General features: G+C 58.5%; 24 protein-coding genes and 2 pseudogenes. 14 read left to right on the top strand and 12 right to left on the bottom strand.

Annotation, left to right across the window (positions count from 1 at the left end):
• Positions 1-27: 27 nt before the first annotated feature.
• Positions 28-1,245 carry an alanine transaminase gene (alaC, locus tag ACYZT7_RS08245; RefSeq protein WP_462040646.1) on the bottom strand — a complete coding sequence of 406 codons (1,218 nt, stop codon included), beginning with the start codon at positions 1,243-1,245 and terminating at the stop codon, positions 28-30.
• 139 nt (positions 1,246-1,384) lie between these two features.
• Between alaC and ACYZT7_RS08250 the strand changes: the two genes are divergently transcribed.
• From ACYZT7_RS08250 to ACYZT7_RS08260, 3 genes are all read left to right on the top strand, one after another.
• On the top strand, positions 1,385-2,047 hold the full coding sequence (locus ACYZT7_RS08250) for a LysE family translocator (RefSeq protein WP_462040647.1): 663 nt from the start codon (positions 1,385-1,387) through the stop codon (positions 2,045-2,047).
• A gap of 67 nt (positions 2,048-2,114) precedes the next feature.
• Positions 2,115-2,603 carry a GyrI-like domain-containing protein gene (locus ACYZT7_RS08255; protein ID WP_462040648.1) on the top strand — a complete coding sequence of 163 codons (489 nt, stop codon included), beginning with the start codon at positions 2,115-2,117 and terminating at the stop codon, positions 2,601-2,603.
• A gap of 94 nt (positions 2,604-2,697) precedes the next feature.
• On the top strand, positions 2,698-3,186 hold the full coding sequence (locus tag ACYZT7_RS08260; protein WP_462040649.1) for a GNAT family N-acetyltransferase: 489 nt from the start codon (positions 2,698-2,700) through the stop codon (positions 3,184-3,186).
• A 63-nt stretch (positions 3,187-3,249) separates the two neighbouring features.
• Here ACYZT7_RS08260 and ACYZT7_RS08265 read toward each other — a convergent pair whose 3' ends face one another.
• Positions 3,250-3,756, bottom strand: coding sequence for a GNAT family N-acetyltransferase (locus ACYZT7_RS08265; RefSeq protein WP_462040650.1), 507 nt, complete (start codon positions 3,754-3,756; stop codon positions 3,250-3,252).
• A gap of 141 nt (positions 3,757-3,897) precedes the next feature.
• Here ACYZT7_RS08265 and ACYZT7_RS08270 point away from each other — a divergent pair, with 141 nt between their 5' ends.
• From ACYZT7_RS08270 to ACYZT7_RS08280, 3 genes are all read left to right on the top strand, one after another.
• Positions 3,898-4,323, top strand: a complete 426-nt coding sequence (locus tag ACYZT7_RS08270; protein WP_462040651.1) for a YybH family protein — start codon at positions 3,898-3,900, stop codon at positions 4,321-4,323.
• Between the two features lie 93 nt (positions 4,324-4,416).
• Positions 4,417-4,773, top strand: coding sequence for a YciI family protein (locus tag ACYZT7_RS08275; protein ID WP_462040652.1), 357 nt, complete (start codon positions 4,417-4,419; stop codon positions 4,771-4,773).
• Complete coding sequence (locus ACYZT7_RS08280; RefSeq protein WP_462040653.1) at positions 4,773-6,050, top strand: RNA polymerase sigma factor; 1,278 nt, start codon at positions 4,773-4,775, stop codon at positions 6,048-6,050. Before ACYZT7_RS08275 ends, ACYZT7_RS08280 begins: the two co-directional genes overlap by 1 nt.
• 140 nt (positions 6,051-6,190) lie before the next feature.
• Here ACYZT7_RS08280 and ACYZT7_RS08285 read toward each other — a convergent pair whose 3' ends face one another.
• On the bottom strand, positions 6,191-7,045 hold the full coding sequence (locus ACYZT7_RS08285; protein ID WP_462040654.1) for a LysR family transcriptional regulator: 855 nt from the start codon (positions 7,043-7,045) through the stop codon (positions 6,191-6,193).
• 90 nt (positions 7,046-7,135) lie between these two features.
• Here ACYZT7_RS08285 and ACYZT7_RS08290 point away from each other — a divergent pair, with 90 nt between their 5' ends.
• A complete protein-coding gene (locus tag ACYZT7_RS08290) occupies positions 7,136-7,591 on the top strand; it encodes a multidrug/biocide efflux PACE transporter (RefSeq protein WP_449643506.1) in 456 nt (151 codons plus the stop codon).
• Here the strand turns inward: ACYZT7_RS08290 and ACYZT7_RS08295 are convergent.
• Entirely contained in the window at positions 7,548-8,306 is a 759-nt protein-coding gene (locus ACYZT7_RS08295; RefSeq protein ID WP_462040655.1) for an SDR family NAD(P)-dependent oxidoreductase, read from the bottom strand. The genes ACYZT7_RS08290 and ACYZT7_RS08295 overlap by 44 nt on opposite strands.
• A 121-nt stretch (positions 8,307-8,427) precedes the next feature.
• Here ACYZT7_RS08295 and ACYZT7_RS08300 point away from each other — a divergent pair.
• A pseudogene (locus ACYZT7_RS08300) lies at positions 8,428-8,718 on the top strand (LysR family transcriptional regulator); the annotation flags it as partial.
• Between the two features lie 67 nt (positions 8,719-8,785).
• Here the strand turns inward: ACYZT7_RS08300 and ACYZT7_RS08305 are convergent.
• Positions 8,786-9,808 carry a transporter gene (locus ACYZT7_RS08305; protein WP_462040656.1) on the bottom strand — a complete coding sequence of 341 codons (1,023 nt, stop codon included), beginning with the start codon at positions 9,806-9,808 and terminating at the stop codon, positions 8,786-8,788.
• A gap of 271 nt (positions 9,809-10,079) precedes the next feature.
• On the opposite strand from ACYZT7_RS08305, the gene ACYZT7_RS08310 reads away from it, so the two are divergent.
• Both ACYZT7_RS08310 and ACYZT7_RS08315 read left to right on the top strand, forming a co-directional pair.
• Positions 10,080-11,705 (top strand): methyl-accepting chemotaxis protein, encoded by a 1,626-nt coding sequence (locus ACYZT7_RS08310; RefSeq protein ID WP_462040657.1) that lies wholly within the window; start codon positions 10,080-10,082, stop codon positions 11,703-11,705.
• Between the two features lie 24 nt (positions 11,706-11,729).
• Positions 11,730-11,876 (top strand): hypothetical protein, encoded by a 147-nt coding sequence (locus ACYZT7_RS08315; protein WP_462040658.1) that lies wholly within the window; start codon positions 11,730-11,732, stop codon positions 11,874-11,876.
• Positions 11,877-11,933: 57 nt separating this feature from the next.
• Here ACYZT7_RS08315 and ACYZT7_RS08320 read toward each other — a convergent pair whose 3' ends face one another.
• Both ACYZT7_RS08320 and ACYZT7_RS08325 read right to left on the bottom strand, forming a co-directional pair.
• A complete protein-coding gene (locus tag ACYZT7_RS08320) occupies positions 11,934-12,239 on the bottom strand; it encodes a PepSY domain-containing protein (RefSeq protein ID WP_010457288.1) in 306 nt (101 codons plus the stop codon).
• Between the two features lie 94 nt (positions 12,240-12,333).
• Entirely contained in the window at positions 12,334-13,461 is a 1,128-nt protein-coding gene (locus ACYZT7_RS08325; protein WP_462040659.1) for a glycerophosphodiester phosphodiesterase, read from the bottom strand.
• 232 nt (positions 13,462-13,693) lie between these two features.
• Between ACYZT7_RS08325 and ACYZT7_RS08330 the strand changes: the two genes are divergently transcribed.
• The gene (locus tag ACYZT7_RS08330) at positions 13,694-14,020 is read left to right on the top strand and encodes a DUF2025 family protein (protein WP_282375523.1); all 327 of its coding nucleotides are present in this window, start codon (positions 13,694-13,696) and stop codon (positions 14,018-14,020) included.
• Positions 14,021-14,148: 128 nt separating this feature from the next.
• Here the strand turns inward: ACYZT7_RS08330 and ACYZT7_RS08335 are convergent.
• Positions 14,149-14,283 (bottom strand): annotated as a pseudogene (locus ACYZT7_RS08335) (antibiotic biosynthesis monooxygenase); the annotation flags it as partial.
• A gap of 15 nt (positions 14,284-14,298) precedes the next feature.
• The gene (locus ACYZT7_RS08340; protein WP_462040660.1) at positions 14,299-15,006 is read right to left on the bottom strand and encodes a CTP synthase C-terminal region-related (seleno)protein; all 708 of its coding nucleotides are present in this window, start codon (positions 15,004-15,006) and stop codon (positions 14,299-14,301) included.
• A gap of 15 nt (positions 15,007-15,021) precedes the next feature.
• Here ACYZT7_RS08340 and ACYZT7_RS08345 point away from each other — a divergent pair, with 15 nt between their 5' ends.
• Positions 15,022-15,963 carry a LysR family transcriptional regulator gene (locus ACYZT7_RS08345; protein WP_462041761.1) on the top strand — a complete coding sequence of 314 codons (942 nt, stop codon included), beginning with the start codon at positions 15,022-15,024 and terminating at the stop codon, positions 15,961-15,963.
• A 249-nt stretch (positions 15,964-16,212) separates the two neighbouring features.
• Here ACYZT7_RS08345 and ACYZT7_RS08350 read toward each other — a convergent pair whose 3' ends face one another.
• Entirely contained in the window at positions 16,213-16,821 is a 609-nt protein-coding gene (locus ACYZT7_RS08350) for a TetR/AcrR family transcriptional regulator (RefSeq protein ID WP_462040661.1), read from the bottom strand.
• Between the two features lie 215 nt (positions 16,822-17,036).
• Between ACYZT7_RS08350 and ACYZT7_RS08355 the strand changes: the two genes are divergently transcribed.
• Positions 17,037-18,095, top strand: coding sequence for an MBL fold metallo-hydrolase (locus ACYZT7_RS08355; protein WP_462040662.1), 1,059 nt, complete (start codon positions 17,037-17,039; stop codon positions 18,093-18,095).
• 50 nt (positions 18,096-18,145) lie between these two features.
• Here the strand turns inward: ACYZT7_RS08355 and ACYZT7_RS08360 are convergent, their stop codons facing one another.
• The gene (locus tag ACYZT7_RS08360; RefSeq protein WP_462040663.1) at positions 18,146-18,406 is read right to left on the bottom strand and encodes an XRE family transcriptional regulator; all 261 of its coding nucleotides are present in this window, start codon (positions 18,404-18,406) and stop codon (positions 18,146-18,148) included.
• A gap of 11 nt (positions 18,407-18,417) precedes the next feature.
• Positions 18,418-18,735, bottom strand: coding sequence for a helix-turn-helix domain-containing protein (locus ACYZT7_RS08365; RefSeq protein WP_462040664.1), 318 nt, complete (start codon positions 18,733-18,735; stop codon positions 18,418-18,420).
• A gap of 275 nt (positions 18,736-19,010) precedes the next feature.
• Here ACYZT7_RS08365 and bglX point away from each other — a divergent pair, with 275 nt between their 5' ends.
• A complete protein-coding gene (gene bglX / locus ACYZT7_RS08370) occupies positions 19,011-21,284 on the top strand; it encodes a beta-glucosidase BglX (RefSeq protein WP_462040665.1) in 2,274 nt (757 codons plus the stop codon).
• The last annotated feature ends 36 nt before the right edge of the window (positions 21,285-21,320 follow it).

The following is a 21,320-nucleotide window of genomic DNA, read 5'->3' on the forward strand; positions in this document are numbered from 1 at the left end:
GCAAGCTCGCTCCCACAGTGTTATGTGTTAACCGTTAGTTTTCGGTACTAACCCATCCGCCCGAAACATCCCGCGAATCCCGCGTACGGCCTGACGAATCCGGTCCTGGTTTTCGATCAGCGCGAAGCGCACGTGATCATCCCCATACTCCCCAAACCCTACGCCCGGCGAGACGCAAACCTTGGCCTCGGCCAGCAGTTTCTTGGCGAACTCCAGGGAGCCCAAGTGCGCATAAACCTCGGGAATCTTGGCCCAGACATACATCGACGCTTTCGGATTCTCGACCATCCAGCCCAGTTCATGCAGGCCTTTGACCAGCACGTTGCGACGCTGCCGATACTGCTCGGCGATGTCCTTGACGCACTGTTGATCGCCTTCCAGCGCAGCAATGGCCGCGACTTGCAGCGGGGTGAACGTGCCGTAGTCGTGGTAGCTCTTGATTCGGGCCAGAGCGTTGACCAGTTCGGCATTACCGACCATGAAACCGATGCGCCAGCCCGCCATGTTGTAGCTCTTGGACAGGGTAAAAAACTCCACCGCAATGTCCTTGGCGCCCGGCACTTGCATGATCGACGGTGCTTTCCAGCCGTCGTAGACGATGTCGGCGTAAGCCAGGTCGTGAACTACCAAAACGTCGTACTGCTTGGCGAGGGCGATCACCCGCTCGAAGAAATCCAGCTCCACGCATTGAGCAGTGGGATTCGACGGGAAGCCGAGGATCATCATTTTCGGTTTCGGAATCGAGCCGCGAATTGCGCTTTCCAGTTCGGCGAAGAAGTCCACGCCCGGAATCAATGGCACCGAACGCACCTGGGCGCCGGCAATCACCGCGCCGTAGATGTGAATCGGGTAGCTCGGGTTCGGCACCAGCACGGTGTCGCCCTGGTCGAGGGTGGCCAGCATCAAATGCGCCAGGCCTTCCTTGGAACCGATGGTCACGATGGCTTCGCTTTCCGGGTCGATGTCGACCTCGTAGCGATCCTTGTACCAATTGGAAATCGCCCGGCGCAGACGCGGAATGCCCTTGGACGTCGAGTAGCCGTGAGTGTCCTCGCGCTGGGCGACGGTGACGAGTTTTTCGACAATGTGCGGCGGTGTCGGGCCGTCAGGATTGCCCATGCTGAAGTCGATGATGTCTTCGCCACGACGACGGGCGGCCATCTTCAGCTCGGCAGTGATGTTGAATACGTAAGGGGGGAGTCGATCTATGCGCGCAAAGCGGCGCGGCGAACCTGGGTTAGCCATTGTTGCCTCGGATAACGTGAGCGCCCGGAACCGTCCGAGCGACGCTGGTCACTGCGGTGACCTGTGGCGGAATGTAAGGGCTGATGTGGCAAACTGTCCAGCGACTATGTACACAAATTTGTCCTAAGGAAATCGGTTGATGGAATTTACCAGTGGCTTCTTGCTGAGCCTTTCGCTGTGCCTGGACATCGGCGTGGCCAATGTCGCGATGATCACGTTGGCGATGCAACGCGGCTATTTTCAAGGCTTTGCGCTGGGTTTGGGGACGTGTGTCGGCGACCTGATCTACGCCGTGCTGGCCTTGGCCGGGATGACTGTTTTGTTGCAGTACGAAACCGTGCGCTGGGTGTTGTGGATCGGTGGCTCGGCGCTGTTGCTGTACTTCGCAGCGAAGATGATCTATTCGGCGATTCACCATGAGGCGGTACTGGCGCAGGCCGAAGAGGTGGGTCAGAACTCCCATCGGCGCGAGTTTTTCCGCGGGATCTTCCTCGCCATGTCGTCACCCAGCGCCATTCTCTGGTTCGCAGCGGTGGGCGGGACTCTGATCGCGCGTTCTGGCGGCGGTGATGCACTCAGTTCGGCGTTGTTTCTCGGCGGGTTTCTTTGCGCCGGCGTGCTCTGGTGCGTCGCCTTGTGCTTCGCAGCAAGTCACGGCGGCAAGTTGTTGGGTGACAAACTGCTGCGTTACTCCTACATGGCATCGGCGGCGATCTTCTGCTATTTCGCGGTCTACGTGATCCTATCGGGTTATAACGAGTTCGTTGGCACAGGTGCCGTCGAGCAATTGCACGCGCTGTAACTGGGCGAATCGGGTTTGAGTTCTATACTCCCAGCCGAACCCACTTTTTTGTTCCAGGAGTTGAGTCATGGATGAGCAAACAGGCGTCGAATCGGCCAAGCCGCGCTTCGAACATGGGCATTTCCTGCTCATTGCCGGGCTTGGCGGAAGATTTACCGCGGATACGACCAGTGCAATTCCCGAGCTCTGGGAGAAATTCATCCCCGAGATGGGCAAAATTCCCGGTCAAAAAAGCGAAGTGACCTACGGCATCTGCTGCAATCCGGATGGCAAGGGCGGCTTCGAATACATTGCCGGCGTCGAGATCGAAAAACTCGACGACCTGCCGGAGAAATACCGTTGGGTCGAGGTCCAGCCTCAGCACTATGCGGTGTTCGAGCACAAAGGCACACTGGAACAGTTGCCTGCGACCTTTCAGTACATCTGGAAAACCTGGCTGCCGCAGTCCGGTCGTCAAGCGGCAGACGCCCCGGAATTCGAACGCTACAGTGAAGACTTCAACCCGAAGCTCAACACCGGCGTGCTGGAGATCTGGCTGCCACTCAAGCCGCAATAACTGCATCGAGAGGCGGATCGACGATTCGCCTCTCGATGTCGTGGTGGCGCTGATTTATGATCCTCAGCCTTTCCCTCGCTGATTTCGAGCTGCCATGAACACCGTCATCCGCCACGTCACACCTGCTGATCTGGACCGCTGCTACGCCATCGAAACCGTTGCCTACGAAGGCGACGAAGCCGCCACCCGCGAGAAAATCGCCACCCGCATCGCCACCTGGCCCGAAGGTTTCATCGTGGCTGAAGTCGACGGCGTTGTAGCCGGCTTCATCAATTCCGGTGCGGCTTATCAGGTTGAAATGTCAGACGAGGCGTTCAAGGAACTGATCGGTCACGACCCGGCCGGTCCGCACGTGGTGATCATGTCGGTGGTGGTGCACCCGGATTATCAGGGTCAAGGTTTGGCGAAACGCTTGATGGGCGAATTCATCGAGCGGATGCGCGCGTTGGGCAAGACCAGCATCAACCTGATGTGCAAGGAGCGGCACATTCCGCTCTATGCCGGGTTCGGGTTTGTCTACGTCAAGCCTTCAGCCTCCGATCATGGCGGGATGGCTTGGCATGAGATGGTGCTCGAGTTGTAAACCCAGTGAAGACCCCTTGTGGGAGCAAGCTCGCTCCCACATTGGTTTTTTGTTGATCGTCGGTCAGCAGAGACTATCGAGCTCTTTGAACATCAGCCCCATCCGCCGTTCGTAACCGATCCGTCCCTTATAGGCCTCGCCGCTGTCGACCCAGCCGAATTTTGCGTAGAGCGCAATGGCGGCCTCATTGTCCGCATCCACCGACAATTCCAGCGCTTTGATCTCCGGAAACGCCTGACGCGCAACCTCGGGCAGGGCTTGCAGGCAGGCCTTGCCATAGCCTTTGCCCTGGGCCCGATGATCGACTTGCAGCGCATGCAGGGTGGCGCTGTGTTCATTGGCCCACGCCGGCAACACGGGCGGACGCTTGAGCAGCAGAAAGGCCACGGGAACCTCCTCGGCCAGCAGGGCAAATCCTTTGACGCCGGGGCCGGGTTTGGACAGCAAGGTGTGCAACGCACCGTGGATGTCGCCGGAGAATTTGATTTGTTCTTTGTGAACTTCAATGGCCTCGACCTGATGGCGCTGGCGCGCGTTCAGGCTTTCGTAAGGCACGAGTCGGGCTGTCACTGGAGTGTCCTTTTTCCAACATAAATGTGTTTCGGATTCTAACGAGTTTGCGTTCCTGGATTATTTTTATTTCGGCTGTCGATTTGGCTTTTCGCCAGACGACTAAGGGTGTCTTCACTACAAAAACCACGGAGAACCACCATGAACGCTACACACGAGATCCAGACCCTGATCGACACCTATCGTCAGGCGGTCATCGCCAAGGATGTCGAGAAACTCATGCCCCTGTATGCCGACGACATCGTCTCCTACGACGCGGTCAAGGCCCTGCAATTTCGGGGCAAAGCGGCCTACCGCGCGCATTGGCAGGAATGCTTGGAAATGTGCCAGGGCGCGCACAAGTTTGACTTCGACCAAATGAACATCGTGGCGGACGAGCACATCGCCTTCGCCCATTGGCTGGCCCATTGCGGCGGCACTAACGATAAGGGCGAAACCCAGGCCTGCTGGATGCGCGTGACCGCCTGCTATCGGCGCGACGATGGGCAATGGCGCATCGTCCACGAACACTGGTCGGCCCCGTTCGACATGATGAGCGGCACCGCGTTGTTCAACCTGGAACCGTGAGCGTCGGACTGATTTGTCGGGCTGATCGTCGGGAAACAGCGCTAAAGCCTCAATCAGCAGCCATAGTTGATCAGTTCGATTAGGGAGTACCACATGAAATATCTATGCCTGGTCTACAGCAACGAGCACGTGTTGCACTCGCTGCCCGACAGCCCGAAAGACGCCGAGTGCATGGCCTATGCCGAGTCGATCCAGGGCAGCGGCCGAATGGTCGCCGCCGAGGCGCTGGAGTCGGTGCAGACCGCGACCACCGTGCGCATGCGCAACGGCAAAATGTCGATCACCGACGGCCCGTTCGCCGAAACCAAGGAGCAGTTGGCCGGCTTCTACCTGATCGATGCCAAGGACCTCAATGAAGCCATCCAGGTCGCCGGCAACATCCCGGCGGCCCGGGTTGGGTGTGTCGAGGTGCGTCCCGTTCGCCAGTTGACCAAAGGCATGCCCGGCTGATGTCTGGCGAGTCGGTACGGGCGCAGGTCGAGCAGGTTTACCGCGAAGACTCGCGGCGGATTCTGGCGACCCTGATCCGTTTGCTCGGCGATTTCGACCTCGCCGAAGAGGCCTTGCACGAAGCGTTTTTCATCGCGGTCGAGCGCTGGCAGCGTGATGGAGTGCCGGACAATCCGCGCACCTGGCTTGTGTCCACGGGGCGCTTCAAGGCCATCGATGTGTTGCGTCGGCGCGCACGCTTCATCGCGTCGCAACCGATGCTGATCGCTCAACTGGAGGCGCTGGAGCAGGCCGACTGGAGTGACGAAGACGTGGAAGACGATCGCCTGCGCTTGATCTTCACCTGTTGCCATCCGGCACTGGCGGCGGACGCGCAGGTGCCGTTGACGCTGAGGGAAGTCTGCGACCTGACCACGGAGGAAATCGCCCGGGCCTTTCTGTCGGCGCCAGCGACCATCGCTCAGCGCATCGTGCGCGCCAAGGCCAAAATCCGTGACGCGAAAATTCCTTATCAGGTGCCGACCCTGGCGGAATTGCCCGAGCGCCTGGACAGCGTGCTGCGGGTGATTTACCTGGTGTTCAACGAAGGTTATTCCGCGTCAGTCGGCGCCGAACTGACCCGTGAGGATTTGACCCGCGAAGCGATTCGGCTCGGTCGTTTGTTGATGGAACTGCTGCCCGAATCCGAGGTGATGGGGCTGTTGGCGCTGATGCTGCTGCATGAGTCCCGACGCCCGGCGCGGACGTCAGCGAGCGGGGAGTTGATTGTGCTGGATGAGCAGGATCGTACGTTGTGGGACGCCGAGATGATTGCTGAAGGTTGCGCACTGGTGGAGCGGGCGCTGACGACCCGGCGTTTTGGGCCTTATTGCCTGCAAGCGGCGATTGCGGCGGTGCATGCCGAAGCGCCCACGGCGGCGCAAACGGACTGGCTGGAGATTGTGGGTCTGTATGACGTGCTGTTACGGGCGGTGCCTTCGCCGGTGATTGAATTGAACCGTGCGGCGGCGATTTCCAAACGGGATGGGCCATTGGCGGGGCTGACGTTGGTTGAAGGAATTCTGGCTCGGGGTGATTTGCAGGATTATCACTTGGCGCACTCGGCGCGGGCGGAGTTTTGTCGGCAGTTGGGAAGGGTTGAGGAGGCGCGGGCGGCTTATGAGCGGGCGCTTGAGTTGACGCAGCAAGTACCGGAACGACGGTTTATCGAGGCCCGGATCAAGGCGTTAGATCGACCCCTCACCCTAACCCTCTCCCCAGGGGGTAGAGGGGACTGACCGAGTCGATATTTAGATATTCTGCGACCGGGGAAATTGAGCCGAACTCAGAATTTGAAAAGCACCGAGATCGGCCCCTTTCCCCCTCTCCCCCGTGGGGAGAGGGCTGGGGTGAGGGGTGGCCCTTACCATCGCCATCGCTACTCCAGCATCTTGCTCAGCAACCAACTCCCCGCCGGCCCCGGCGGATGCAGCCGCGACCACAGTGCATCGACGAACACCGGTTTCGGCCAGCCGCGCACGTCCAGTTCCTCTAGCGTCCCTGCACCAAACCGTTCCACCAGCCACCGGGGTAACGGCGCCCAGCCGAATCCGCCCTGGGCCATTTCCAGCAGCATCAGATAACTCGGTGCCGACCAGACGCGCCCCTTTGCACGGCTTTCATAAGGATTGACGATCGTCGCCAGACGCAGTTCCCGATGGTGTTGCAACACGTCTTGATTGATGTGGCTCAGCGCCGCCAACGGATGCTTTCGAGACACGAACAGGGCAATCTCCGTCCGTTCCTCCACGGTCGAACTGACCAGGTCCGGCGGGTAACTGTCTTGTTTTTCGGCGAAGGCGACATGCGCTCGACCGCGTTGCACCAGAGCCACCAGGTCATCGCATTCGGCGATCAGGCATTCGAGTTCCAGGTCCGGATAACGCTGCTCGAAAGCGCTGAGCGCCGCTTCGAATCGGTCGGACTGATAGGTGTCGGAAATCGCCACGGTCAGCTTCGGCTCGACCCCTTGAGACAGTTGGCTGGCGGTCATTTCCAGTCGGCTGGTGGCGGCCAGAATTTCCTCGGCCCGTCGCAGCATCACGTGCCCGGCCGGGGTCAGGCTCGGCTTGCGACTGCTGCGGTCGAAGAGGGTCAGGTTCAGATCGATTTCAAGGCTCGCCACCGCAGCGCTGATGGTCGACTGACTGCGGCCCAGTTTGCGTGCCGCGGCGGAAAACGAACCTTGAGTCGCCGCTTGCACAAACGCTTGCAGCACTTCTTGAGACGCCATGAACTATCGCCTTGATCGATGGTTATTGGTTATGAAGTATCGGCGTGAGGCTGGATCATGGCAACCACAGTCACTCAGGAGACTCTGGTCATGAACGTCAACAAATCCATCACTGAACGTATTTTCCAGGCCATCGGTTTCGAAGTACTGGCCATCTTGATCTGTACGCCGCTGCTGGCGTGGATCATGGATAAACCGATGCTTGAGATGGGCGTCGTCACCCTAGTCATCGCCGCCCTTGCCCTGGCCTGGAACGTGGTCTTCAACGGCCTGTTCGACCGAGTGCTCAAACGCTTTGCCATCGTGCACAACGCCTGGGTGCGTGTGGCCCATGCGCTGCTGTTTGAAGGCGGTCTGGTTGCGGTCGGTGTGCCACTGATCGCCTGGTGGCTGAACATCAGCCTGTGGCAAGCGTTCCTGCTGGACATCGGTGTGTTGCTGTTTTTCCTGCCATACACCTACGTCTACCACTGGACGTATGACGTGGTGCGGGAGCGGGTCCTTACAAAAACATCCCGCCCGACGCTTCGACGCGCTGGCCGTTGATCCACCGGCTACCCGGAGCCAGCAGCAACGTAATGGCGGCACCGATGTCGTCCGGCTGACCGACGCGACCCAGCGCGGTATTGCCGGCCACGTAGCTGTTCACGTCGCTGTTATCGCGCACCGTACCGCCGCCGAAATCAGTTTCGATCGCGCCAGGCGCCAGGGTATTCACGGAAATACCGCGCGCACCGAGTTCCTTGGCCTGATAACGCGACAACACTTCCATCGCGCCTTTCATCGCCGCGTAAGCGCCGTAGCCCGGCAAGCTGAAGCGGGTCAGACCGCTGGAAACGTTGAGGATGCGGCCACCGTCAACCATCAATGGCAGCAGGTTCTGGGTGAGGAAAAACGGCCCTTTCAGATGGATGTTCATCAGCAAATCGAACTGGGCGACGGTGGTGTCAACGAAGTTCGCGGTCAGGCCGATACCGGCGTTGTTGATCAAAAAGTCAAAGTGCTCGCGACCAAAACGGCTGCGCAATACATCGGCGACTTGACTGGCGAAATCTGCGAAGCCTTCACTCTGGCCAACGTCGAGTTGCAGCATGGCGGCGCGACCGCCGAGGCTTTCGATCTGCGCGACCAGTGCGTGCGCCTCATCGGCCTTACTGTTGTAGGTACCGATGACGTCGATACCTTGGGCTGCCAAATGCAGGGCTGCGTTTTTGCCAAGGCCGCGGCTGGCGCCGGTGATCAGTACGATTTTACGGTTCATGGGACTTGCTCCAGAGCAGTGAGTGATGATGTGGAGGAAGTTTATTTATCCGCCCTGAAGTGATAAACAGGCTGAAATCGGAATCACTGGTCGGTTAATCCGAACAATAGAAGGTCGGGCCATGAACAAGCTGGAACTGCTGCGCACCTTCGTTCGTGTCAGCGAGATGTCGAGTTTTACCCTCGCCGGTGAAAGCCTGGGGTTGCCGAGGTCCACTGTGTCCGAGCACGTCCAGGCCCTCGAAACGCTCGTAGGCACGCGCTTGCTGCAACGCACCACGCGCAAGGTTCAGGCGACTCAGGACGGCCTGGTGTTGTACGAGCGCAGCAAGGATTTGCTGTCGCACATGGACGAAATCGAAGGGCTGTTTCGCCAGGACGAGGCATCGCTCGTTGGGCGGATTCGCATCGACTGACCTTAGAGCAGCTGGGTGAACAACCAATACAAACTGCCCGACAACAGAATCGCTGCCGGCAAGGTCAACACCCCTGGCGCTTACGAAACGCCCAACGCCCGGCGATCACGGTAAACGTAGCGACCAATGCCACCAGAATCCAGAACCCCTCCGGATCACCGGAAAGCGGCACTCCACCGACGTTCATGCCAAAGAACCCGGCGATGATGTTGATCGGCAGCGCCAGCACCGTCACCACGGTCAGGGTGAACAGTGTGCGGTTGCTCTGTTCGTTGAGGTTGGCGGCGATTTCTTCCTGCAACAGTTTGATCCGCTCGCCCAACGCCGTGAGGTCGTTGATGATCAGCGCGAACTCCTCGGTGGACTTGCGCAGCTCCTTGACGTCTTCCTTCTGCAACCACTGCGGTGGGCGATTGAGCAGGCGCAGCAATGAGCCCGGTTCCAGCGCCAACAAGCGTTGCAGGCGCACCAGCACTCGACGATTGGCACCCAACTCAGCCCGGTTGGTCGACAACCTCGAGGACAGCAACTCATCTTCGATCTGATCGACGCTGAGGCTGGTCTTGCGCACGATCTGGGTCAGCACTTCGCCCTGATCGCGCAGCAAATGCACCAGCAATTCCAGCGGTGAGCGAAAGCACTCACCGGCCTTCACCGAGGAGCGCAGCTTGTCCACCGAGTGCAGCGGTTGCAGGCGTGCGCTGATGATCAGCCGACTGCGGGCGCAGACCCACAGCGTCGAGACATCCGAGGAAACCATGCTGCTGAGGTTGAACACCACGTCGTTGACCACCGCCAGCAACGCCGAATCCACATGCTCGATGCGCGTCGAACGTGAACCCTCATGCAGCGCTTCGAAAAACTCGTCCGGCAATTCTAGATGGCTTTTCATCCAGCGCTCGCAGGCGGCATGAGCGAGGTTCAGGTGCAGCCAGAGAAATTGGTCGCTGTCGCCGGGTTGTTGCAGGCATTGCAATGCCTTGGCCGAATTGATCTCCCGGCCGCGCTCACCGGGGCGAAAACTGAAACCGTACAGCAGACCGAACAGGTCCGGGTCTCGATGGCTTTGGTCGATGCTGTGGTTCATGAGGGCTCGCAAGGGGAGGTGCCTGTCACGGGTTTCACAGGTTCACTTGAGCCGCATCATTGCAAGGATTTTTGACGGTTTTGTGACAGGTGCAAATCGGTGGCCAGGTGCCTTCTACCGGTGGTCGGAAGCGCTCAAGAAAGGCTCTGGCGCGCCGATGATGCTGATGTTGAATTTCGCGATGCGGTCTTGGGCCAGCGTCGCTGACAGGGATGTCCGGACACCTTGCACGCCTGCCGGGCGTGCCTTATCCCTGTCGTGAGATCACTCGATGTTTTTGCAAAAATCCCTGAGAGCACAAATCCTTGCCTTGTTGAGCGGCAGCCTGTTGGCCATGTTGCTGATCGCCCTGGCCTGCTTTCACTTTCTGTCCAGCGGTGTTCAGAACTACGCGAATCTGATCGAAGGCCCGCTGCACACCTCGCAATTGATCGATGAAGCCAACCTGCAATTCAAGGTTCAAGTTCAGGAGTGGAAAAACGTTTTGCTGCGCGGCAAGCAGCCTGCAGACCTGGACAAATACTGGAAGCAATTCGAGGAGCGTCAGCGCGATGTGCAGGGCATCCTCGGTGAACTGGCCGGGCAGAAGGGCATTGAGCCGCAACTCAAGACTCGCATCGAACGCCTGCGGGACGAACATCGCCTGTTGGGTACGGCTTATCAGAAGGGCCGTGACGCTTATGTGGCGGCAGGTGCCGACCCAAGGGCTGGCGACACGGCGGTCAAAGGTGTGGACCGGGCGACCAGCGATCAGATGAGCGAGTTGGTCAGCGAATTGCGCAAGCAGGGTGCCGAGCAATCGAAGCTGATCAGCGCCGACGCCGATCGCACCGTGTTGCTGGGGATCATTGTGATGCTCGCCTCGGGTCTGCTGATCGGCCTGTTGAGCCTGTGGCTGGTCAACCGCAACCTGGTGGAACCGATTCGCAAACTGATCGAGTACGTGGCGCAACTCAGCCACGGTCGTTTCGCCGAACGCGTGGCCAGCACCCGACAGGACGAGCTGGGCAAACTGGCGATGGCCGCCAACACACTGCGCGATTTCCTCGCCGAAACCTTCAGCCGTTTGCAGCGCAGTGCCTCGGATCTGGACAGCGCCAGCGGTGAACTGAATTCCATCGCCACCCTGATGGCCAGCGGCACCAACGAGCAGTTCAACAGAACCGATCAGGTGGCCACGGCGATGAACGAAATGTCCGCCACCGCGCAAGAAGTCGCGCGACACGCAGCCGATGCCGCGCGTGCCGCCGACGATGCCGACCAGTCCGCTCAGCAGGGCGAAAAAGTCATGCAGGGCACCATTCACACCATCACCCAAATGCGCGGCGAAATTGCCAATACCGCCATGGTCATCCGTCGTCTGGAAACCGACAGCGGGCGCATCGGCAAGGTACTGGAAGTGATTCGCGGCATCGCCGAGCAGACCAATCTGCTGGCGCTCAACGCAGCCATCGAAGCGGCCCGTGCCGGTGAAGCCGGGCGCGGTTTTGCCGTGGTGGCCGATGAAGTCCGCAGCCTGGCCCAGCGCACGGCGGCGTCGATCATCGAAATCAACCAGATCATCCAAACCGTGCAAACCGGTGCGGTGGATGCGGCCCAAGCGATTGAAAGCGGTCAGTCGCGCAGTGAAGAAAGTGTCGAGCAGGTGACTCAGGCCGGCGCCATGCTGGAGCGCATCACCCATGCCGTGGAAGCCATCCGCGACATGAACCGCCAGATCGCCACCGCCGCCGAAGAGCAGACCTCGGTGGCCGAAGACATCTCGCGCAACCTCACCGAAATCACCAGCATCGCCAGTACCAACCTGGACAACGTGCAGCGCACCGAAGCGGCCAGCCACAACCTGCATGGGTTGTCGGGGCAGTTGAATGAAGTGACGGCGCGTTTAAGCGCGTAACGCAGCAGCGCGGAATCCGATACGTTGAAAGAGCTGCGCAAGCAGATTGCCGAACTGCAAAAGCAATTGCAGGAGCAACAGCAGCAACTGCAAGCGGCCCAGGCCAAGCAGGAAAGCGCCGAAGGTAAATGTCGTGCCCTGTTGCTCGGTCAATACCACGTCATTCTCTGAATCGGACATGCAAAAAAGCCGCACGATCTGAAGATCATGCGGCTTGGTCTTTGTGCATCAGGTGTCTTGCTTGTCGCTCAGGACTTTACCGGTGGTGGCATCGAAGTCCACGTCAAATTCTTTGCCGTCAGCGGTTTTCAGTTCCACTTCGTACTCATAGTTATTGAAGTGGTTGTCCAAGTCCGTGTCGGTGATGGTCGCACCCGGGTGCAATTTCAATGCGGCCTGGTTCATCTCTTCCAAAGGCTTGATCTTGCCGCTCTTGACCAGCTCAGGGATCTGGTCGACGCGAACATCGGCCTGGGCCAGGCCAGCGGTGAGGGTCAGGGCAGCGGCAGTGAACAGGGCAGTCAGGGTTTTCATGAGGTTCTTTCCTTGGGTGTTCTGTTTAAGTGGGATCAGGTTAGCTTGCGCAACTTAATTCACCCTTAATTCCTTCGAGTGTTTCTCGGATTGTTCAATAACCGTTGTTTTGCAGCAATTGCGCAACACTGGCAGCTGCCGGGCGCTTGTAGAACTTGAGCAGTTCGCTGGCGCGGTTGGTGAAGATGCCGTCGACGCCGGCGTCCATGACTTTCTGGTAATCCACGGCATCGTCGATGGTGTAGACGTGCACCAGCAAACCCTGATCGTGGGTGTACTGGTTCATCCACGGTTGCACCAGGTCCGAGTAGCTCTGATCGCCACCCTTGGTCAGCGCCGCAGAAGGACCGGTGCCGATCGCGCCCTGGGCTTTTGCGTACTCGACCCATTGCTGGAATTCGGCTTTGTCTTTCGGTTGTTGTTTGGCGTAATAGGTGGCTTTGTCTTTGTCGCCGGATTCAGCAAACGTCACCTTGGATTTCGGCTCGATGCTGCCTTCGCCGACCCACAGCAGGAGGATTTTCGGCACTTTCGGCATTTCCTTCTCGAGCAGTTCGAGGCTGCTCTTCTCGAAGGTTTGCAGCACAACTTTGCCTTTGCCCTGGCCAACCGCCAGATTGCTCTTCGCCAGTTTCGAACCCGCCGGGCTCAGCCAGCCGCGGTCCTGCAATTTATCCTTGAGGTCGCGCTCGATCCCGGGGAATTGCTTCGGCTCTTTGGTTTCGATGTACAGGCCCGGCTTGTGCAGCGGGTTGCCTTGGGCGATATCGATGATTTCATCGAGGGTCAGGATTTTCAGACCAGCGTAGGAAGGACGCGCGCGATCCGGGTAGGCGGAGTTGAACCAGCTGCCAGCATCCAGGGTTTTCAGCTCGGCGAGGGTGAACTCGTTGGCCGGGCGGTCCTTGCGCTCAGGGAATTTGCTGGCGACGTCGGTGGTGCGTTGCAGGTTGTCGTCGTGCAGGGCGAAGAGCACGCCATCCTTGCTGCGTTGCACGTCCATTTCCAGGTAGTCGGCACCCAGATCACGGGCCAGTTTGTAGGCGGCGGCGGTGGATTCCGGTGCATCGAAAGACGCGCCACGGTGGGCGATCACTGCCGGATGCGGGATGCCCGTGCGGGTTGCCAGTGCAGTGGGGCTTGGCTCGCTGGCGGCCTGTGCCTGGCCGAGGCCCAGCATCAGACTCAGCAACAGGGCGCTCTTGGTGAAGGTAACAGGCATGGTCGAGGTCCTTTCGCAGATTTACAAAGACGTCTCTTTTAACAACTGAGCGCCGCTTGCGCTATCGCCAGACCGACATAAACGTGTTTAAAGCATATTTTTCAGCGCTTTTGTGCGCGTCTTTGCAGTACTCTTGGCCCCGGCAATTTCCCCGGCAGAGGGAAATCCATTCGCTTGCCCTGCGTGTAAACCATCGATCACCGGTCCATTACGACCTTTTGTGAGGTTTATCATGCGCATCACTTCCGAGCTCATCTGCCAGGCCGCCGACCAACTCAAAGGCTTCGTCGGCCTCAATCGCAAGACCGGCCAGTACATTGTTCGTTTCAGCGAAGACTCGTTCGGTATGGACGTGGCGGATGACGGGATTATTCCTACCAGTGAATTCGTCTGGACCTCGGGTTCCGGGCAGGCCATGACGCTCAAACGTGAGTTGATTCAGTTGTTGCTGGATCAGAACATCGATGACCGGATCAACATCACCGAACCGTTGCGGGTGTACATGAATCGGCGGGAAGTGCCGGAGATTTCGGCGGTTCGCAGTCTGGTGCAGAGCTGATATTTTTGCAGTGAATGCGCTGGCCCTTTCGCGAGCAGGCTCGCTCCCACATTAGTTATGTGTCGATCACAAGACCAATGTGGGAGCGAGCTTGCTCGCGATGGCGACCTGAAAGACACCGCACATCATCACTGCTGAAACCGATAATCCCGCTCAACCTTGCACACCCGCGTATGACACGCCGAATACCACGTCCACCGCCCACGCTCGCGAATTTCACTGTGCTCGGGATGATGTTTCCACGCCAGAATCGCCGCTTCGCTGACCCGTCTTGGCGATCATGATTTCTGCCTTTTGCAGGCTGCGATCAACGCTCGGACCAGCGGCGGCAGTTTGCCCTTGAGCGCTGCGCGTTCAGGTTGGAACAGCGTCGCGACGAAGAACGGATGACCTTTGAGTTCCACCGCCCGCAAGTCGCCGGTTGAGTCGTGTCCAACGGCGCACAGCTGTTGGGTCAACAACTCACGTTCGAACCCTGGATTAACGCCGTAGCGGCAGCGATATCCTTCGACAATCTCAGCGCATTCGTACGCCTCGGCGATCAACGAGCCTTCAACCAGATGAATGCTGTCCACGGCCTCCACCAGCGAGCAGGTCAGTGGTGTGAGCAGCGCTCGCGCCGCATCGGGCGATGTCTCGCCATGTTCGGCATTGTCCCAGCCCAGAACATGTCGGGCGTATTCGAGTACGGCGTGTTGAAACCCGCCGCAGGTACCCAGGAATGGTCGCTGCTGTTCACGGGCAAAACGAATCGCCCGCAACGCACCGTCCATTTCGCGGTAAGGGCTGGCGGGCACGCACCAGAAACCGTCGAATTCAGCCAACGGCGTATCGGCGCTGATGTGGTCGGTGGCCAACCACTGGAACTGCACGTCTAGCCCTGCGTGTTCGGCGGCCATGCCGAGGGCGACGGGAATGGCTTGGTGAGCGGTGACGTGCGGGTCGTAATCGCCGATCAGGGCGATGCGGATTGGGCGGGTTTCCATGTGTGCGCTCCACGCTTGTTGATTCCTGGCACCCACTATAGATTGGCGTTCACGCACTCAGTATTGGCATTATCCCAATTGATCAATGCACCAATGCACTATCGACTGGACTACCCCGACCTGTCCCTGATCCTCGCGCTGGTGCGCGGCGGCTCTCTGGCGCGGGCGTCGACGCTGTTGAAGGTCGACGTCTCGACGGTGTTTCGCGCCGTGCGCCGACTGGAAGCCGCGCTGGGCCAGCAATTGTTCGAAAAGAGCCGCGCCGGCTACTTGCCCACCACCTTGGCGCAGACCCTGGCCGAGCAGGCTGAGCGGGCCGAACAAGCGCTGGAGGCGGCGCGCATTGGCGTGGAGCAGGGCGGTGAAGTCATCAGCGGCACCGTGTGCCTGACTTGCACCGATTCGGTCCTGCAAGGTTTGCTGTTGCCGGCGTTGGCGCGGTTCATGCCGTCCTACCCGGCGCTGACCATCGAGTTGAGCACCTCCAACGACTTCGCCAACCTCAGCCGTCGGGATGCGGATATTGCCTTGCGCCTGACCCGCACACCGCCCGAGCACTTGGTTGGCCGGCGATTGGCTGCGGTGTCGTATCGAGTCTGTGCCAGTGCGGCGTACCTGAAATCGGTCGATACCAAAGACCTGGCGTCGCTGACCTGGATCGCCCCGGACGACTTCCTGCCCGATCACCCCACCGTCGCGTGGCGCCGTCAGCAGTTGCCCGGCGTCACGCCGGGTTATCGCTGCAACAGCATGTTGTCGGTGACTGAGCTGGTGCGGGCCGGGCTCGGTGTCGCGGCATTGCCGGACTTCCTCATCGGTGACGGGCTGCAACCGTTGAGCGAGCCACTACACGGTTACGACACAGCGCTCTGGTTGCTGACCCGCCCTGACTGCCGCGCCCTGCGCTCGGTGGTGACGTTGTTCGATGAGTTGGGGCGGGCGTTGAAATTGCCTTGATGGGCATCAGACCTTGGGCTGATCCTGCCCACGAAGTGCTGATGCATTTGCGAGGTCAGGCTGGGTCGACGGGGGCGGCGGGTTTAGTGTCGCAAGTCTTGGTGGTCATGATGCTTCTCTGCATGGCGCTCGGACTGAGGCTCACTATAGCCCCAGCGCCAGTTTCATTCTGAAACACACTGCGGTGTTTTATTCAGAGCGACCTGTGATCGGTATATCGGCAGACCTTGTCATTTATTGCAGCTCGATTCAGAGCTGATAACAGGCCAGGAACATGTCCAGCGCCGACTCGACAACAGTGCTCTGCATTTCGGCTGACAGGCCGGGCAAACCCATGGAAATCTGCGGCCAGAACGCAAAGGATTTGAGCATTCCCTGAATCTGTTGAGCGGCGAATTCGGGAGCGACCGGTTTCAAGCGACCATCAGCCTGGGCGGAGCGGATCCACACGGTCAGGCCTTCTTCACGTTCGCCCATTCGGGCGACCATATTCTGCGCGCGCTCGGGGGAATGGATCGTAGCGGCGATGGCCACTCGCGCCAGGTCGAGAAAATTGTCATCGCCCAGCATCTGCATTTTCGCCATTAGCATCCGGCGCATCTGGTCGCGCAGCGGCAGGTCAGGGTGGTAGAGCGTTTCCTGTTCTGCCGTCACCCGCGCCCACAATTGATTGAGGATTTCGGCGAACAACTCTTCCTTGCTGGGGAAATGGTTGTACACCGTGCGCTTCGACACGCCGGCGGTGGCAGCGATCTTGTCCATGCTGGTGATGTCGAAACCGTTGGCTCGGAATTCGGCAATCGCCGCCTGAATGATGGCTTCGCGTTTTCGGTCGGTGAGGCGCTGTGGAGCTGTCATAAGTACGCTTCGGCAGGAAAAAGTGAGAATTACACTTGGCAGTTTACTTGTGATCGGCTTTGATGCAACCTAGAAACTACACTGTGCAGTGTAATGCTTTGATTAGTCCAGCACAGTGAACAATAGAATCTCCGGCTGATGCGTGCGTGCCTTGGCCATTTATCGTCCCAAGCGGAGAACCGCGAATCATGTGGTTTTCCTGGAGTCATTCAGTCATGGCCACATCAACTTCCCCATCGGATAACGCCTCTACGCCTGAAGCTTCCCGTCAGGCAGAAGGGCTCTTTCGAAACCATGCGCAGGTAAAGCGCGAAGGCTTTCGCAAAACCCTGCGCATCATGTGGAGCATGATCTTCCACAAACCGCGTAACACCCGCCCGACCGCACCCGTCCCGGTGCAAACCCTGACTCAGGCAGCGTTGATCGCCGCACCTAACCACAGCGTTTACCGACTCGGTCATTCCACCGTACTGCTGAAACTGCGGGATAAATTCTGGATTACCGACCCGGTCTTCGCCGAACGCGCCTCACCCGTGCAATGGGCCGGTCCCAAGCGCTTCCACCAGCCGCCGATCAGCCTCGAAGAGTTGCCGCCGATCGAAGCGGTGATCCTGTCTCACGACCACTACGACCACCTCGACTATCAGGCCGTGCTCAAACTGGCGGACAAGGCCAAGTACTTTCTGACGCCGCTAGGCGTGGGCGATACGTTGATCAAGTGGGGCGTCGACGCCAGCAAAGTGCGCCAACTGGATTGGTGGCAGGGCACAGAAGTTGACGGCATCCAGTTCATCGCCACGCCATCGCAACACTTTTCCGGTCGCGGTCTGTTCGATGGCAACAGCACATTGTGGGCCTCGTGGGTGATGATCGACGGCGACACGCGGATCTTCTTCAGCGGCGACAGCGGCTACTTCGACGGCTTCAAACGCATCGGCGAACAGTACGGCCCATTCGACCTGACGCTCATGGAAACCGGTGCCTACAACGTCGAGTGGCCGCATGTTCACATGCAGCCAGAGCAAACCCTGCAAGCGCACATTGACCTCAAAGGTCGTTGGTTACTGCCGATTCACAACGGCACTTTCGATTTGTCGATGCACGCCTGGTACGAGCCCTTCGACCGCATTCTGGCGTTGTCCTGGGAGCGGAATGTTTCAATTACCACGCCGCAGATGGGTGAGCCGTTTAATGTGATGCATCCGAAGCGGGGTGGGGCTTGGTGGGTAGGGTTGGAAAATGAAGGCGATCAGGTCGCGGCTCAGAACGCTTGATGATGTGTTGCCGGGCCGACTCACGTGAGCGGCCCGAGTTTCACAAACAACTACCTGCGTTCATCCTGGAGCAGGTTTAGATATTCCGAGATCTTTGCCACGGTCAAATCGCGAAATTTTCCACGGAGCATTTCATTCAACTCCTCCTGAGACAGCCCGAGCTTTTGCGCCGCCTCCGTCTTACTCAGCCGACCGGTTTCGAGGAGTATGCCAATCTTCATAACGTACTCAGATTTGGCCCGCCTCTGACCCGCATCGGGATAGTTCAGCGCCTCATAAACACAGCTGTCGCTTCCATCGACTTCACTCATTCGCTGACACCTCACTCAACCATCGCATAATCCCCGCGCCCCACCGGATTCGGTGTAGACCCCTTCACATTAATCCCTCTCCCCGGCGCGAACCCCGGAAAGAAAACCAAACCCTCCGATTCAAACCGGTAAGCCAACGCAAGCCGGGTGACATCCAGCACATCACGCTCTGCCTCGAAACGCTGAATAGCGTCAACCGAAACCCCGGATTCGCGAGACAGCTCCTCCACACTCCAACCCAGCATCGCTCGGGCCTGAGCGCAATGCGCGGGGGTGAATTGGAAAAGGGCGATACGTTCCAGGGTGATTTTCATCGCAAGAGAGGCCATGGGTTCTCCGGGCTCGATAGTGCTGATTCAAAATATACTGTGTTTTTGTACAGTTGTTTTGCGCCCGGATCAAACTCATTTTTTGATCGGTTATATTTTTTCTCTCAGGCAGGAGCGTCAGAGCGACTACGCTATTTCTATGCGGGATCCTGAAAGCTCGTGGCTTTCAGCCCCCGTCAGCAGCAATGTTTGAACGTCAGCTTTCTGATTTTCAACACAAGGAAAGGTGGCGTTTCAAAGGCAAGCAGGTGGTATGCGTCACAGGGAAGGCAATCATGAAAAGTTTACGTCTGCTGTGTGCCCTGATTGGTTTTACAAGTCTGCCGGTCCTGGCCGATATGGAATCGTCAAACAAAGATGCCTTTGTCACCCACCTCATAAATCAGATGACCCAGGAGGAAAAGATCGGCCAACTGCGGCTGATCGCTATTGATGAAAAGATGACTCCCGAAAGGATGCGCCAAGAGATCACCGCCGGGCGAATCGGGGGTACGTACGGCTCTGTGAGCCGTTACGTAAACCGACCCATGCAGGACGCGGCTCAACAAAGCCGCCTGAAAATACCGATGTTTTTCGGCTGGGACGTGATACACGGCCATCGAACCATTTTTCCCATTGGCCTGGCGCTGGCCTCCAGCTGGGATATGGACGCCATTGAGTTGAGCGGTCGAACGGCGGCGAAAGAAGCCAGTGCGGACGGTATCGATTTGACCTTTGCACCGATGATAGATATCGCCCGTGATCCTCGCTGGGGGCGTACATCCGAAGGCTTCGGTGAAGACACCTATCTGGTTTCGCGCATTGCCAAAGTGATGGTTCAGGCCTACCAGGGCAAAAGCCTGAATGCACCCGACAGCATCATGGCCAGCGCCAAACACTTCGCGTTGTATGGTGCTGTCGAGGGTGGACGCGACTACAACAGCGTCGACATGGGCCTGGCCAGAATGCACCAGGACTACCTGCCACCTTATCGTTCGGCGATTGAGGGGGGCGCGGGAGCGGTGATGGTGGCGCTTAACTCGATAAATGGCGTGCCAGCCGCTTCCAATGCATGGTTGATGCAAGACCTGCTTCGCAAAGCATGGGGCTTCAAGGGGCTGGTCATCAGCGACCACAATGGGATAAACGATCTGGTTCAACATGGTGTTGCGAAGAATCACCGCGAAGCGGCCAGGCTCGCGATCAGGGCCGGTGTTGATATGAGCATGAACGACTTCTCCTATGGTCCGGAGCTACCCGGGCTGCTTGAGTCTGGCGCTGTTTCCCAGAGCAATATCGATAACGCCGTGCGGGAAGTCCTGGGAGCCAAGTACGACATGGGGCTGTTCGAAGACCCTTATCGGCGCATCGGCGTTGCCAGTGAAGACCCCGCTGATAACAATGCCGAACACCGTCTGCACAGAGCGGCAGCCCGTGAGGTGGCACGCAAGACATTGGTGCTGCTGAAGAATGAAAACGGGCTCTTGCCGCTAAAAAAAGAGAGCATGATCGCGCTCATAGGCCCGTTGGCAAAAAGCACCGTCGACATCATGGGCAGTTGGTCTGCAAGCGGCGTGGCCGCGCAATCGGTGACGATCTACGACGGCCTGAAAAACGCCATGAACCAGGGCTCGCTGATCTATGCCCGAGGCGCCAATCTCGAGGAGGATCAGGAGGTTGTTAAATACCTGGAATACCAGGGAGTGTCCAAAATCGAGAATGACGCTCGTCCGGCAGCAGAAATGATTGAGGAAGCGGTCAAGGCTGCACAGCAAGCCGATGTTGTGATTGCAGTAGTGGGTGAGCCCCGCAGTATGTCTCATGAAGCGGCCAGTCGAACCAGCCTCGATCTGCCAGGACGCCAGAGTGAATTGATCACCGCCCTGAAAGCTACCGGCAAGCCGCTGGTACTGGTATTGATGAACGGCCGGCCACTTTCCATCGGCAAGGAGCAGAAGCAGGCCGATGCGATACTGGAAACCTGGTACAGCGGCTCTGAGGGAGGCAACGCCGTTGCCGATGTATTGTTCGGTGACTACAACCCCTCCGGCAAATTACCCATCACCTTTCCACGCTCCGTGGGGCAGATCCCGAATTACTACAGCCATTTGAACACCGGCCGCCCCTACCTGCCGGGTGGGCCTCGCAACTACACGTCTCAATATTTCGATCAATCCCATGGTCCGCTTTATCCCTTCGGCTATGGGCTGAGTTATACCGATTTCAGCCTGACCGACATGGCTCTGTCTTCGACCACACTGAACAAGACCGACAAGCTCGTCGCCAGCGTCATAGTGAAAAATACTGGCCAGCGCGACGGCGAAACGGTGGTTCAGCTGTATATCCGCGATGTCGTTGGCTCCCTCAGCCGTCCGGTCAAAGAACTGAAGAACTTTCAAAAAATCATGCTCAAGGCCGGAGAAGAGAAAGCGGTCCACTTCAGCATTGATGAGAACGACTTGAAGTTCTTCAACGCTCAGTTGGAATACGCCGCCGAGCCGGGCGAGTTCCAGGTGCAGATCGGTCTGGACTCTCAGGATGTGAAGGCGCAGAGTTTTGAGTTGCTGTAAGGCCGAGGCAGCGGCTAAGACCGATCAGTAAAGGAA

The organism is Pseudomonas sp. RT4P38 (assembly GCF_054897765.1).